At 63.4% G+C, this 14,257-nt stretch carries 11 protein-coding genes; 4 read left to right on the top strand and 7 right to left on the bottom strand.

Translation table 11 applies throughout. The features are described from left to right. Positions 1–193: 193 nt before the first annotated feature. From P9292_RS40160 to P9292_RS40140, 6 genes are all read right to left on the bottom strand, one after another. Positions 194–2,392 (bottom strand): TonB-dependent siderophore receptor, encoded by a 2,199-nt coding sequence (locus P9292_RS40160; RefSeq protein ID WP_309965247.1) that lies wholly within the window; start codon positions 2,390–2,392, stop codon positions 194–196. A 129-nt stretch (positions 2,393–2,521) separates the two neighbouring features. After that, positions 2,522–4,558, bottom strand: coding sequence for a Fe(3+)-hydroxamate ABC transporter permease FhuB (gene fhuB / locus P9292_RS40155; protein ID WP_409015568.1), 2,037 nt, complete (start codon positions 4,556–4,558; stop codon positions 2,522–2,524). Further along, positions 4,545–5,453, bottom strand: coding sequence for an ABC transporter substrate-binding protein (locus tag P9292_RS40150; protein ID WP_309965241.1), 909 nt, complete (start codon positions 5,451–5,453; stop codon positions 4,545–4,547). The genes fhuB and P9292_RS40150 overlap by 14 nt, the downstream gene beginning before the upstream one ends. Further along, entirely contained in the window at positions 5,450–6,058 is a 609-nt protein-coding gene (locus tag P9292_RS40145) for an ABC transporter ATP-binding protein (protein WP_409015567.1), read from the bottom strand. The genes P9292_RS40150 and P9292_RS40145 overlap by 4 nt, the downstream gene beginning before the upstream one ends. Next, complete coding sequence (locus P9292_RS43405) at positions 5,991–6,266, bottom strand: ATP-binding cassette domain-containing protein (protein ID WP_409015548.1); 276 nt, start codon at positions 6,264–6,266, stop codon at positions 5,991–5,993. Before P9292_RS43405 ends, P9292_RS40145 begins: the two co-directional genes overlap by 68 nt. Beyond that, positions 6,263–7,879, bottom strand: coding sequence for a cyclic peptide export ABC transporter (locus tag P9292_RS40140; RefSeq protein WP_309965237.1), 1,617 nt, complete (start codon positions 7,877–7,879; stop codon positions 6,263–6,265). The genes P9292_RS43405 and P9292_RS40140 overlap by 4 nt, the downstream gene beginning before the upstream one ends. 237 nt (positions 7,880–8,116) lie before the next feature. Between P9292_RS40140 and P9292_RS40135 the strand changes: the two genes are divergently transcribed. The 3 genes from P9292_RS40135 to P9292_RS40125 all read left to right on the top strand — a co-directional run bounded on the left by P9292_RS40135 (position 8,117) and on the right by P9292_RS40125 (position 11,663). Further along, positions 8,117–8,914 (top strand): helix-turn-helix domain-containing protein, encoded by a 798-nt coding sequence (locus P9292_RS40135; protein ID WP_244831704.1) that lies wholly within the window; start codon positions 8,117–8,119, stop codon positions 8,912–8,914. A 633-nt stretch (positions 8,915–9,547) separates the two neighbouring features. Next, a complete protein-coding gene (locus P9292_RS40130; protein WP_309965234.1) occupies positions 9,548–10,369 on the top strand; it encodes an inositol monophosphatase family protein in 822 nt (273 codons plus the stop codon). A gap of 229 nt (positions 10,370–10,598) precedes the next feature. Next, positions 10,599–11,663, top strand: a complete 1,065-nt coding sequence (locus tag P9292_RS40125) for a polysaccharide deacetylase family protein (protein ID WP_309965231.1) — start codon at positions 10,599–10,601, stop codon at positions 11,661–11,663. Between the two features lie 14 nt (positions 11,664–11,677). Here the strand turns inward: P9292_RS40125 and P9292_RS40120 are convergent, their stop codons facing one another. Further along, positions 11,678–11,998 carry a hypothetical protein gene (locus P9292_RS40120; RefSeq protein ID WP_250528159.1) on the bottom strand — a complete coding sequence of 107 codons (321 nt, stop codon included), beginning with the start codon at positions 11,996–11,998 and terminating at the stop codon, positions 11,678–11,680. 243 nt (positions 11,999–12,241) lie between these two features. Here P9292_RS40120 and P9292_RS40115 point away from each other — a divergent pair, with 243 nt between their 5' ends. Next, on the top strand, positions 12,242–13,975 hold the full coding sequence (locus P9292_RS40115; protein WP_250528160.1) for a methyl-accepting chemotaxis protein: 1,734 nt from the start codon (positions 12,242–12,244) through the stop codon (positions 13,973–13,975). The last annotated feature ends 282 nt before the right edge of the window (positions 13,976–14,257 follow it).

Below are 14,257 nucleotides of genomic sequence, written 5' to 3'. Positions count from 1 at the left end.
TGAGAATCTTTGACCGAGACTTACCAACTTCCGTTATATGTCGTTTGCGGCCACTTCGTCTCACGAAATTTCTTGCTGATTCTTTATGTTATTCAGAAGCAGACAGCCGATGGATCATCGCCTGTCTGCGGACAACCCGACGGTGGAAGGTCAGTGCTTCCGTCTCGACAGTCACCCAAGCGTCATCGTAAATTTAGAAGTCGGTCCGGACACTCAACATGACGTTACGCCTGTCGCCGAATACACTGTAGAACTGGCCGGGTGGGCGAATGTAATAGCCGCGATCGAAGATATTGTTCAACTGCAGTGTCGCTTCGAGATGCTTGTTGAAGCGATATCCGACCTGCGCATTGAAGATGGCATACGCGCCCTGTTCGACGCCGCGCGATATGCGTGTCTGCGCGAGCATGCCGCCGCCGACCGATACCCCGCGCATGACGCCCTGCGTAAACTGATACCGCGTCCACAGTTTGAAGAGATGCTTGGGGTCCGTGCCATCGGTGAGGCCGGGCGCATCGTTCTCGAAGTGCTCGTTCAGGTACGTATAGCCCGCATAGACGTTCCAGTCCGGCATCGGCTGTCCGGTGACTTCGAGTTCGACGCCCTGACTGCGTGCCTTGCCGGCGGCAAGGTAATAGAACTGATGATCGGGATCGTCGACCGCGCGGTTGTTGTCGTTGATACGGAACAGCGCCATGTTCGTATTCAGGCGTCCGCCGAGCACGCTGCTCTTCACGCCGACTTCGTATTGCTCGCCGGAACGCGGTGGAATGCCCGCGCCGGAGAATGTCGTCTGCGTCTGGGCGTCGAGGAAGCGCGCGTAATTCGCGTACGCGGTGACCGCCGGCACGATATCCCAGACGAGTCCCGCCGACGGCAGAAAACGATGGTTGATCTGCGAGTTCGTCGCCCAGTCCGTGAGGTCGGGCAGTGTCGATTGCGTGCGATCCTGTACGAACGCCTCGCGCGCGCCGAGCACGAGCGTCAGCGGATTCGCGAGTTTGATGCGCGCCTGCGCGTAGATGCCGTACTGGACGGTGCGCTCGTTCGTGCCGAAGCTGAAGGGCGTATCGACCTGCGGCACGGCGTTGGGATCGAACAGGCTGAAGGTGCCGCCGTCGAACGGGCCATCGACGGACTGGAAGCCCGAGAGCGCCGTCGACGACATCACCGAATAATTTGCGCCGACCGTCAACGTGTGCGTTTGCCCGAAGAGCCGGATGGGACCGGACACGTTGCTGTCCGCGCCGAACCAGTCGTAGGTGTTGCGCTGATTCTGATCGCCGTAGAAGCTGAGGCCATCGGTGGTCGCGCCCGGTCCCGAGTACGCGTAGTACGCCCGCGTCAGCATGTGCCTGTAGAACAGCGTCGTGGAGGACTTCCAGCCGCTTTCGAAGCGATGCACGAGGTTCGCGTTGGCTTCCTGAATCGACGTGTACGACGTGTTCCAGCTCGGGCTGAAGTTCTGTGCATACGAACTCGGCACGCGGCCGACGAGTGCGGTCTGATCCGCATTGAGCACGCCGCTCGCGCCGTAGTCGAGGCCGTACATCGGCAGGACTTCGTAGCCGCCCGAGAGCGAGAGCGTCGTGCGCGGCGTGAAGTCGTAGTCGATCGCGCCATAGGCCATGAACTCCTTGCTGCGCGCCCGGTCGATGGATTGATGCCCGGCCTCGCCGACGATCACCGCACGCCCGCGCAGGCTGCCGTCCTTGTTAAGCGGTCCGGTGACGTCGATCATCTGCCGCACGCTGCCGAAGGAATCGACTTGTGTGTCGGTCGTCAGATGGAATTGATTTTGCGGCCGTTTGCGCACGAGATTGACGACGCCGCCGGGCTCGCCTGCGCCGTCGATCACGCCGGCCGGTCTGCGCAACACTTCCACACGGTCGTACATCGCGAGGTCGAATTGCGTGAGATATTGCAGGCCGCTGACGATGGGCGTGCCATCGAATTCGATGCCAAGTTGTGAGCCCCGCGCGCGGAAATAAGCCGTGCCGTCGCCGTAGCTGACCGAACTGACGCCCGTCACGTAGCGCAAGGCTTCTTCGATGGTCGTGTCGTTGCGGTCGTCCATTTGCTGGCGCGTGACGACGGAAACCGAGTACGGCGTCTCCTTGATCGATTGCGCGCTCTTGCCCGCGATGGTCGCGCGTTTCGCGGCGTACGAGCCGCTGTCTTCGGTCGTCGCATCGGCGCCGGTGCTGTCGGTCACCACGACGGCGGGCAACGTCACATCGCTGCCCGCCGGGTTTTGCGCGCGTGTGGGCGGCGATGTCGCGCCGAGCATCGTCAAAAGCGCGAGCGCAAGCGGCGTCATGCGCGGCGCGCGCACGTGCCATCCCGTCGTCGGCGCGGGCATCGCGCCGCGCGGGTCATTCCCTCTTCTCATGTTTTCTCATCCCATCGTTGAATAGACAAACGGCGTCGTCCCGCTGCATGCGGGCTTGAATCGGATGGGGACATTGGTTGTGTGGTGCGAGGCACGCGCGGCCCCGTTCTATCGACTTCGATGCAACCGTCATGTTTGCCGCGCACCGCGCAGCAGGATCAGCATGACGAGCCACGGACCGCCGAGCAGTGTCGCGACGAGACCGGCCGGAAGTTGCTCCGGATAAGGAATCTGCCGTCCCAGCCAGTCCGCGACGACCATCAGCAGCGCGCCGAGCATCGCTGCGAGGTAGACCTGCGGCAGCAGACGCCGCCCGCCCGAGAGTCGCGCGATATGCGGCGCGATCAGCCCGACGAAGGACAGCGGTCCGACCACGACCGTCGCCGCCGCCGTCGATACCGCCGCGAGCAGCAACAGGCCGAAGCGCGCGCGCCCGACCGGCACGCCGATGCTCGCCGCCACCTGCGGACCGGCGCCGAGCGCCGCCAGCCAGCGCGCGAACAGCGGCGCCACGGCGAGTACCGACATCGCCAGCACGGCCATGAGCAATGCCATCGCCGGCTCGATGTAGTAGGTCGACCCGACCAGCAAATCGAGCAGCACGCCCGCGCGTGGATCGCCGCTCGCCATGACCGCGCCGACGACCGCCTGGAACAGCGCGCTGATCGACAATCCGACGAGCAGCAACCGCTCTGGCGCGAACCGCGCGCGCCGCCCGAGCCAGAGCAGCAAGCCAAGCGTGGTGCACGCGCCGGCCACGCTTCCCGCGAACAGCGCGGCCGGTTCGAAGCTGCCCGCGATCAGCAGCACCGCGACGACGCCGAACATGCCGCCCGAGCCGACGCCGAGCAGGTCTGGGCTTGCCATCGGATTCGCGGTCATGCGCTGCAACAGCGCGCCCGCCGCGCCCAGCAGACTGCCCGCTGCGAGCGCGGCCAGCAGGTGCGGCACGCGCCAGAAGAGGAGCGCGTCGATGTCGGCCGGATGCGCGAACCGCCAACCGTCCGGTCCGCGCGTGACGACGAACGACAACGCGCACGTGATCGCGAAGAGCGCTGCCCATACGAGCGGCATCGTGCGCACTGCGTGCGGCGCGGTGCCGCGGTCATGCGTTTCGCGGATGTCCGGCGTGGTGCGAAGGCGCGGCAGCAGGACGACCAGGAGCGGCACGCCGATCATCGACGTGACCGTGCCGGTGGGAATCAGATGCGCCGAGAACAGCTCGCCCTGCGAGACGATGCGCACGAGTTCGTCGGTGAGAAAGAGCAGGGCGGCGCCCAAAAGCGGCGCCCACACGAGCCGGTCGCGCAGGCGGCGCGCGCCCGTGAGCCGCGCGAGGAGCGGCGCCGCCAATCCGACGAACCCGATCACGCCGACCTGCGCCACCACGCTCGCCGTGAGCACGACCGCGACCAGCAGCGCCGCGCCGCGCATCCAGCCGACGGCGGCGCCGAGATTGCGAGCGGTGGCATCGCCGGCATCGAAGAGTTGCAGCGGTCGATGCAGCAGCGCCGACGCCAGCGCGCAACCGCCCACGCTCGCCGCAACGCGCGCGGCGCTTTGCCAGCCGGTCTGATCGAGTGCGCCGCCGCCCCAGATCTGCAAGCCTTGCAGCAGATCGAAATGCATGACGCCGATCGCGAGGCTGATCGCGCCGCAGTACAAATTCACCACCATGCCCGCGAGAATCACGGCAAGCGACGACATGCGTTGCAACCATGCCAGGCCGAGCACGAGGATCATTGCCAGCGCGCCACCCGCGAGCGCGATGGCTTCGCGGCCCGCTGCGAGCCAGCCCGGCAGCCACACGCTCACGACGGCGAGCCCGAGATACGCGCCGGGGAAGATGCCGAGCGTCATCGGTTCGGCAAGCGGATTGCGCAACACCTGCTGCACCAGCACGCCCGCAAGCCCGAGCGCCGTGCCGCACAGCAGCGTCATGGCGATGCGCGGCAGCACGCTCTCGTGCACCAGCACGTCGCGCATGTCGGTGAGATCGGGCGAAACGAGCGCCTTCCAGAACGATGCGCCGTCGAGCGCGCCATGCAAATGCAACGCGGCGAGGCACACGGCGGGCAGCATCAGGCCGGCGAAAAGTGCAAGCCGCCAGTCGCGTGGCGGCGCCGAAGGGCGAGTGAGTGCGACGCGGCTGCTACGCAAGCCCACCTCCGCCGTTATCGATGATGGTGCGTGCATTCGCCATTGCGGTCGCGAAGCGTTGCATCGAAATCAGGCCGCCGTACGGGGCGATCACCGGCAACACGGCCACGCGTTTCTCGCGGACCGCTGGCAGCGCGCGCCAGAGCGGGCTCGCCGTCAGCGCCGCGCGGATATCGGGCGCGAGCGGCCGAGTCAACGCGATATCGGCGTCGGCGGCTTCGAGGAGACGGGGCAACGGCACGACGGTGGAACCCATCGCGTTCGTCGTCCAGCGCACGCGCGCAGTCGCGGCGTTCGACAGCCCGATCTTCGCGAGCACGTCGTTGAAGAGACTGCCCGCGCCGTACACGCGCAGATGCCGCTCGTCGATCACGTCCGCGACGATCACCGGCCTGCCGCGCGGCACGCGCGCCGCGATGTCGCTCATGACGCGCTCGGTTGAAGCGAACAGCGCGTCGGCCCGGGCGCGGGCGTCGAAGGCATCGGCCATCACGCGGGTTTCGGCGCACAGGCTCGCGTAGGGATGCCCGTCGGTCATATACGCGCCGAGCGTGAGCGTCGGGGCGATACGCCGCAGCGGCGCGAGCAGTCCCGCATGCGCGGGCGTGACGATCAGCAGGTCCGGCGCGAGCGCGAGCAGCGCATCGAAATTGGGTTGATAGAGAAGGCCGATATCCGCGACATCGGACGGCAGCGGCGGCACCGCGATCGTGTTCGCATACCACGCGGGCAGCGGAATGCCGACCGGCGCGCGCCCGAGCGCGAGCAGCGTCTCGGTCAGCTCCCAGTTCAATACGACGATACGTCGCGGCGCCGGTCCGGCCACGACGCGCGCGGCACGCGAGAACGCGAGCAGCGCGGCGGCGCCTTGCAGCAGCGTGCGTCTCGGTGGCGACTTCATGACGGAAAACACATGCGACGGCCGGTGGACGCATCGGTCGTAACCGACATCGGCACGCCGTAGATGGCTTCGAGCCGCGCCGGATCGACGATTACCGCCGCGTCCTCGCGCATCAGCAGACGCCCCTCGCGCAACGCGACGATCCGGTCGCAGAAGCGCGTCGCCATGTTGATGTCGTGCATGACGATGACAGCGGTCATCGCGCGCTCGGCGCACAGCGTCCTGACGAGTTCGAGCACGGTCAGCTGATGGCCGACATCGAGCGCCGACGTCGGTTCGTCAAGCAGCATGCAGCGCCCGTTCTGCGCGACCAGCATCGCGATCCACGCGCGCTGGCGCTCGCCGCCCGACAGGCTGTCCACGGTGCGGTCGGCGTAACGATGAACATCGGCGGCTTGCATCGCCCGGTCGACGTGCGCGGCGTCGCCGGCCGTGAAGCGCCCGAGCGCGCCGTGCCACGGATAGCGGCCGAGCGCGACGAGCTCGCGCACCGTCATGCCATCGGTCGATGGCGTCTGCTGCGGAAGCCAGGCGACTTCACGCGCGAACTCGCGCGTGCTCCAGTCGGCGAGCGGCCGGCCCTGCGCATCGGACGACGCCCGTATCCGGCGTAATCTGTCCTGCGAGCAGCTTGACGAGCGTGGATTTGCCGGAGCCGTTGTGCCCGACAAGCCCCGTCACGCGGCCCGGTTCGATATGCAGATCCAGCGGATGCAAGAGCGTGCGCCCGCCCGCCGAGCGCGACACGCCTTCGAGCGAGAAGGCGGGCGGCGTCGCGGTCGCGTACGCCGTCTGGTAGACGTGGCCGTTCATGCGAGCGCCGCCTTTTTCGTGGAACTCACCTGACCGCTGTCGAGCTTGACGATACGATCGGCGAGATCGAAATAACGGTCGTCGTGGGTGATGACGAGCACCGTCTTGGCGCGCGCCTTCAGTTGCGGCAGCAGCACGCGATAGAAGACGTCCTTGAACGCGGGGTCCTGGTCGGCGGCCCATTCGTCGAAGAGATAGAACGGGCGGTCTTCCAGAAACGCCACCAGCAAGGCAAGACGCTTCCTCTGGCCTTGCGACAGATCGAGCGTCGAAAAACGGCCGTTGTCGATGCGCACCTTGTGCTCTAGTTGCAATGCCACGAGCAGCGCGCGCGCCGTGGCCTCGCTGTGCGCGGGCAGGCCGAGCAGCGAATCGAACAAATGGAAATCGCTGAAGACGACGGAGAAAAGCTGGCGGTAAGCGGCGCGATTGCCGTCGTCTACCACCGTTTCGTCGATGACGATGCGTCCCGACTCCGGCGCATACAGCCCGACCAGCACCTTCGCGAGCGTGGTCTTGCCGCTACCGTTGCCGCCCACGAGATAGACGAGTTCGCCCGCCCGGAACGTCAGATCGATAGGTCCGAGCGTGAAAAAACCGTCCTCGGCTTCGCGCACGTAGCGATGTTCGACGCCTTCGAGCGTAATGCTCGCGAACGCATCGGCGTCGAGCGAGGCGCTTGCGGGCTCGGGCGGCAGGGCTTGTTCGAGCTGATCGACGCGCTCGAACGCGATCCGCGCGCTGCCGATGGCGGGCAGGGCCGCCAGCAATCCTTCGACCGGCATGATGAGGTAAAGGAAGACGAGCGCGTAACCGGACATCACGTGCGCGTCGGCATCGAAGAGACGCGCGAGCACGAAGAGGGTCAGGCCGACGAAGCCGAACAGCAGCAGATTGCCCCAGCTCGCGGCCAACGCGTGCAGCATGTAGCCGCGCGTGCGCTGCGCGCGCACCGCTTCCACATGCGGGGCGAGATCACGCGCGACGAACGCTTCGGCACGCGCGCGATGCAGCTTCAGTTCCTTCGCGCCGTCGAAGAGCGAGCGAAAGCGTTGCAACAGGCCGTCTTCACGCTGCCGCGAATCGCGCAGATGGAGAAGCGCCCGCGAGCCGATCAGATGCGTGCCGAGCGATCCCGCGCCGATCGCGACGAGCGCGAACAGCAGAATCGGCAGGGACAGCATGCCGAGATAGACGAGACAACCCGCGATCACCGCGCCCTGCATGACGATCGACGGCAGACTGATGAAGAACACGACGATGGTATCGAGGTCCTGCGTGAGCGCGTTGATGGCGCGCGACGCGCCGCATCGTTCGAGATCGCGGTACGACGCGCCCCCGATGCGGCCGATCGTCTGCAAGCGCAACCTCGCCTTGGCGTGCTGTCCGAGATACATGAACAGCATCTGAGAAACGACCCGCGTGAGAATGACCACGACGCCCAGCGCCGCGAAGCGCACGCCGAGCGTGAGCAGTTCGTCGCCGGTTGCGCGAAGCGCCTGATTGATCAGCGCGACGAGCGCCGCGTTCGCCGCGCCGCTGACGAGACTGACGACCAGCGCGACAGGCAACAACCCGCGCGCGCCGCGGATCGACGAGGCTATCAGAGACACGTGCGCACACCCTCGTTGAAAGCAGCCAAGGCAGGCGGCTGCCCACAAAGCGCATTGGGCGGCAACAAAAATGCGAGAATGCGAACCATTAACATTTCAACCGATGGGTCGGCGCAAAGTGTTGAGTGACGACGAGTTTAGCGTTTCGTCGAAAGATCAGGCCGACACCGAATATCGAATTTCTGACAACTATTGGTGTTTTATCGATAGTTTTTTGCGTACCACTTTTTCGCGACCATGAAAGAGTTCCTGCTCAAACGCTATCCGATCGAACGCGTCCCGCTGTCGCGAGACGTGATGGCGACCCTCGTCGACTATCGTCATGGCGAGCGTATAACCTGGCATCAACACAAGCACGGACAACTGGTGTTCGCCGTGCGCGGCGTCGTGCGCGTGCTCACGCCCTCGCGCACCTGGACGCTGCCGCAGTCGCGCGCAGTTTGGCTGCCATCCGATGTCGATCACGAACTGCACGCGGTCGGCGACACGCAACTATGCAGTGTGTATTTCGAGCCGCGTGTGTTTCCGTGGTCGTGGCATCAACCGGCCGTGATTGCAGTGTCGCCGTTGATGAGAGAGCTGGCCATCGTGCTGGGCGCCGCGGGCGAGCGATACGCCGAGGGAAGCCATGCCTCGCTCAGCGCGCCGCTGTTGCTGAAGGTGTTGAGAGAGACGCCCGCGCTCGCCGAGCCCGGCGTGCCATTGCCGCGCGATGCACGGCTGCTGCAGATCTGCGAGCACATGATGAACGACCCGGCGAGCGAACTGACGCTCGATTTCTGGGGCGAGCAGTTTCACACCAGCGGGCGAACATTGGCGCGCTATCTGAATGCCGAGACTGGATTGACCTTTGGCGCATGGCGTCAGCAGATACGAGTCGCGGAGGCAATCACGCTCCTTACGCTGGGACAACCTGTGACGCAAGTTTCGAAGAAGCTTGGCTATCGCAGTGCGAGTGCTTTCATCGTCATGTTTCGTCAGGTCACGGGAGAGGCGCCACAACGTTACCTGGCTTCGCGCTCGTCGAGCAGATAAACGGAGAGCGGGGCGGCTCATGCAGACTTCGAGTTGGAAACTTAGATGTAGATCGCATCGTTGCTCGAATGACGTTCGTATAGCTGCGGTCTTCGTTCGGGCCTCGATAGCTGAATGTCGAATGGCCGTTGTAGCGTTGAAAGCCGTCGTCGTCGGTACGTGGGGGAGAAGGGCGGTTGAGGGTCGTGAAGACTCATGCGCGCCTGCGGACGTTCGATTCAGCGGTGCAAGCCGGCGAATAACCGCAGACGGACGGACTGCAGCCACACGGTTCGTAACTGGGGAAGGTCGGCTATGGCCGAAAAGACGCCGTCACCGCAGCATGCGAACGCAAGCCGCAAGCCGCAAGCCGCAAACCGCAAGCCGCAAACCGCAAGCCGCAATCCCCAAACGTCGACCTTCTCAAAACCGGGCGAACGCCATTAATCGAACGTCATGGAGCGTGCATAGCTGGTTTAAAGTCGACCAATTCGACGCAAACTAGCGCTCGCTCTGAAGGCGCTAAAAGGTTGAGCAAAATGCAGCACGGCTGAGAACCGTGAGGTCGCGGCGCAGGTCCGTCACCGTGCACCTCCCAACCATCAATGGCATCATTCCCGGCAACCGACAAACAACGCCCCGGAGGCGCCACCAATGACCCCGAAAATCGACGTACACCAAGTAGAAGCCCTTCTGCGAGACGTCGGCCAATCCCTGCTTCAAACCTTCAACACCCAATACCCCATCTACGAAAACGCCGAGATGATGCGCGTTTTCAAGTCCCTCGACGATCAAGCCGCCAACACCATCCGCGAAGCGCTCGCCGCTCGTTATCCTGAGATCGCGTGGCTCGAAGGAGAACTCGCGGAAGCTGACGCCCAGACAAGCGACAAGAAAGCCTTCTGGATCTGCGACGCGATCGATGGCGCCGTCCAGTTCTTGCGTTCCATCGCCTCATGGTGCATCACCATCGCGCTCGTCGAAGAAGGCGTCACGGTCTTCGCGATGACCTACGATGCCATCCGCAACGAATGTTTCCACGCCGTGCGCGATGAAGGCGCGTTTCTGAACGGCGACCGCATAGCCGTGAACGGCCGCAAACACCACGCAGGCGCAATGCTCGCCACCAGTCAGCCGCCGTTCATCGGGAATAAACCAGCAGTCGTCGAAGCCGCAGGCGAGTCGTTAAGCGCGATGCTTGCCAAAGCGGGCGCTGTCCGCAATCTCGGACCCACATCGCTGCAACTCGCCTATGTCGCGTGTGGGCGGCTCGATGGCTTCTGGGAATTCGGAGAAGATACATTCAACTGTGTTGCAGGCGCTTTGCTTGTCGAAATGGCGGGCGGTCGCGCGACCAACGCTATCGGCGAGCCTTATGGGTTGAAGTCGGCGAGCATCGTCGCTGCATCGAGTGGCGTATCGGAAAGCATCATCGAAACTTTTGCTGCGCATCCTGGATTGACGCGCGCTGCGTAGTTTCGGTCTGGTTTGGAACGCAACAGTCGCCTGCCGAAGCTGGCGGCGACATAGCGTCTTCAGCAAGACGATTCTTCACCATCCTTTGAAACTGATTACCAACCCAGCCCAATTATCAAAGCGCATCATTGCGACCAAACTGCTTCCATGCATCGACGTTGAACAAAGCGCATCGGCAAGTCCCAACAGCACGATCGCTCAGTCCTTCATCACTCAATGGAAGCAAGCCATGAACAACAACACCTCCGATCACGACGCACGTCACACCACTGCGACTCAAACGAGCCGTCGCACGTTCCTGGCGCAAGCGGGTCTCACCGTCGCGGGCCTGGTCGCGGCCGGTGGAATCGGCGCAACCGAGCAGAGCTTCGCAGGCGTCAATGCCGCGTCGAATAACCCGCTTTCCAAGGCCACAGGAAAAGGGTTTTGGCCCAACGGAGCGCGCCTCGCCGTCAGCGTATCGATGATGTTCGAAGGCGGTGGCCAGCCCATATCCGGTGCAGGCGGCCCGATTCCCGAACCGATCGCGAAGGGCGTGCCCGATCTGCCGACCAACGCGTTCTTCGCGTATGGCTACTACGAAGGCATACCCCGTGCGCTGGATCTGTTCGATAAGCACGACATCAAGGTATCGTCGTTCATGATCGGCAAGGCGATCGAGCAAGTGCCCGATCTCGCGCAAGAAATCGTGCGGCGTGGTCATGAAGCAGCCGCGCACGGTCAGGTTTGGTCCAACTCGTACAACATGCCGCGCGATGCGGAAAAGCGCTTCATCGCCGAATCCGCCGATACCATCGAGCGAATCACGGGTCATCGTCCAGTAGGCTGGAACGCATACTGGCTGCGCAATTCCGTACACATTCTCGAAACCTTGCAGGACCTCGGCTTCGTCTATCACATCGATGAACCGAGCCACGACGAACCGTTCATCGTCCCCGTGCGTGGCCGCGATTTCGTCACGGTGCCGTACACGTTTCATATGAACGATATCTCGTCGTTCCCGTTCGAAGGCTATAACCCGATGGCCTATGAACAGGCCTTGAAAGACGAGTTCGATCAGTTATACGAGGAAGGCGCGAACCGTCGTCGCATGATGCTCGTTGGTTTCCACGACCGCATCAACGGTCACGCAAATCGCATCCGCATGCTGGACCGCTTCTTTACTTATGCACGCTCCAAACCCGACGTATGGTTCGCGCGAAAGGACGAGATAGCGCAATGGGTGCTCGCGCATCGCGCGGATACGCCGGTGCTAAAACGTGGCCGAGCGTCGGTGACGGGGTTGCCAGCTTGAGCGTTTGAGCTTGGTCACTTCACGATCTCAGGCGCAGCAGGCTGATTGGTTCCGTTAGGTCCAGGTGCCGTGGCGTGCGGGGTTTGCATCGCTCCATCCGTTTGCGCACCCGTTTTCATTTCCGCACTCACGGCCTTTATCGATCCAACGCCCGGTTTCTCCACGACCTCGTTACCAGGCGGCGCAAAGACATTGACCTCTTCTTGCGAATAGGCGTTTGCAAGCGCGCTATAGAAGACGGCCGCAGCCGCTGTCGGCAACACGATAACGAGTCGCATACGACCTCCACTTTGGACGATGGCCAAAGCCTCGGTGATTGCATCGAGGAACTTCAACAGAAGAAACGAACCGGGCAGTGCATGCTGCCTCAAGTAAGTTATAGGCCCTGCCGATAGCGATTGACAGGCCGCTTCGAAAAATTGTCAGCATATGCATGGATTACTTCAATGCCATCGCGAGCAAAACATGGCATCGAAAGCAATCAGTATGTGTTTAGTCAGATTTGAAACAAAGCTCCAGTCGAGCGGGGGCAGTGACGATATGCAGTGATCTTTTACAACGTCCCCTCTCGATCTCCAATGGCATTCCTTTCCAACATTAAAATCGGCCGGCGCCTGGGCGCTGGTTTTGCAGTCGTTTTGTTGCTGCTGTGCGCGGTCGGTGGCATCGGTCTCGTTCAGGCATCACGCATCTATGACGGTACGCGGGAGATGGGTCAGAACTGGCTGCCGAGCGTCGAGGCGCTCGGTAAGGTGCGCGGTTTCGCGGACGATGTGCGACGCACGTCCTTACGTGCGCTCGTCACGAGCGACGCGTCCGATCGCAAGACCGTGATTAACCAGCATACGCAGCTAATTTCCAAATTTGCCGCGGCATTCGACGGCTATGCGCAACTCGTCTCGTCGCCCGAAGAGCAGCGGGTTGCAAGCGGCATCAAGTCGGCATGGGCGCAGTATCTGGAACTCGATGCGAAGATTCAATCGCTCACCGAATCCGGCGACACAGGCATGGCCGAGGCTCGCAACTTGGCCGGCGGCCCTTCCGCGAAGGCATTTGCAGACGTGCAGGAGTTGATCGACGTCGACATCAAGCTGAATCACGAGGGCTCGACCGCCGAGATGGAAAAGGCGCATGCGTCCTATCAAAGCACGATGGCATGGACGGTCGGTCTCATCGCGGTGGCAATCGTGCTGGGCGCGGGAATCGCGTCTGCAATCACGGTGTCGATCACGCGGCCCATCCGCCGTTCGGTGGAAATAGCGGAAACGGTCGCGCGTGGCGATCTCACCGCAGTGATCGAAGTGCAAGGCAGCGATGAGACGAGTCAGTTGCTCGGCGCGCTGCGCCACATGAACGAGCGCCTCGTCGATCTCGTGAGCCGCGTGCTGACGAGTAGCGCAGGCATCGCGACGGCGTCGGCGGAAATCGCATCGGGCAACACCGATCTGAGTCAGCGCACCGAAGAGCAGGCCGCTTCCCTCGAAGAAACGGCCGCGAGCATGGAAGAGCTCACCACGACGGTCAAGCAAAACGCCGACAACGCGAGTCAGGGCAACGCGCTGGCCGCGCAGGCGTCGGAAACAGCAGCGCGCGGCGGCGAACTGGTCAGCCGCGTAGTCGATACGATGCACGGCATCTCCGGCAGCTCGGAGCAAGTCGCGCAGATCATCTCGGTCATCGAAGGCATCGCGTTCCAGACCAACATCCTCGCATTGAATGCGGCAGTGGAAGCCGCGCGCGCAGGCGAACAAGGTCGCGGTTTCGCGGTGGTGGCGGGCGAAGTGCGCACGCTTGCACAGCGCAGCGCGACGGCCGCAAAGGAGATCAAGGATCTGATCACCGAGTCCGTGGAACGCGTGAACAATGGTTCGGCGCTCGTGGACAACGCGGGCCGCACGATGACGGAGATCGTGCAGGCCGTGAAGCGCGTGGCCGATCTGATGGGCGAGATCAGCTCGGCATCGGGCGAGCAGCATCATGGCATCGAACAGGTCAACACCGCAGTCATGCAGATGGATGAAATGACGCAGCAGAACGCGGCGCTCGTCGAGGAAGCATCGGCGGCCGCGCAGTCCATGGCGTCGCAGTCGGCTTCGTTGCGTGATCTCGTCGCGGTATTCAAGGTGGATGCAGCGGCTGCGCGCGCGGTTCCGGTATCCACGGCGGCGAAGCCAACGAGCGCGTCTCGCGTCGCTCTCAAACCTCGCGCTCCAGCGCCGACCAAGCCTCGCGCCTCAGCGAAGACAGCGCCGAAACCTGCGCCGACGCATGCAGCGACTGCGAGCGCGGAAGGGGACTGGCAGACGTTCTGAGAGCGCGAGCGAGCGAGCCATCCGCGTCAGCAGGCGTGGATGGGAGTCGTGGCGCTCTCACAAAGCAATCGCAACCATTCCTCACACCTCTTCAAGTGCACACCCAGGCAGCACGTCCCGCACCATTCCCGCTCCACCATGCGCCGCCATCGCGCAACGCGGCGCTAACTCGAGCACGCAACCAAACGGCCACTTGTGTCCGTCTCAGCCGCTAGCGACCGAAACGGCCACAAACGCTCCCCTACCCCGCCAACAATCGACAGCACACAGCCACCTCGCCAA

This window comes from Caballeronia sp. LZ001 (genome assembly GCF_031450875.1).
GTDB lineage: Bacteria > Pseudomonadota > Gammaproteobacteria > Burkholderiales > Burkholderiaceae > Caballeronia.
This window is presented reverse-complemented; position numbering and strand designations above follow the sequence as displayed.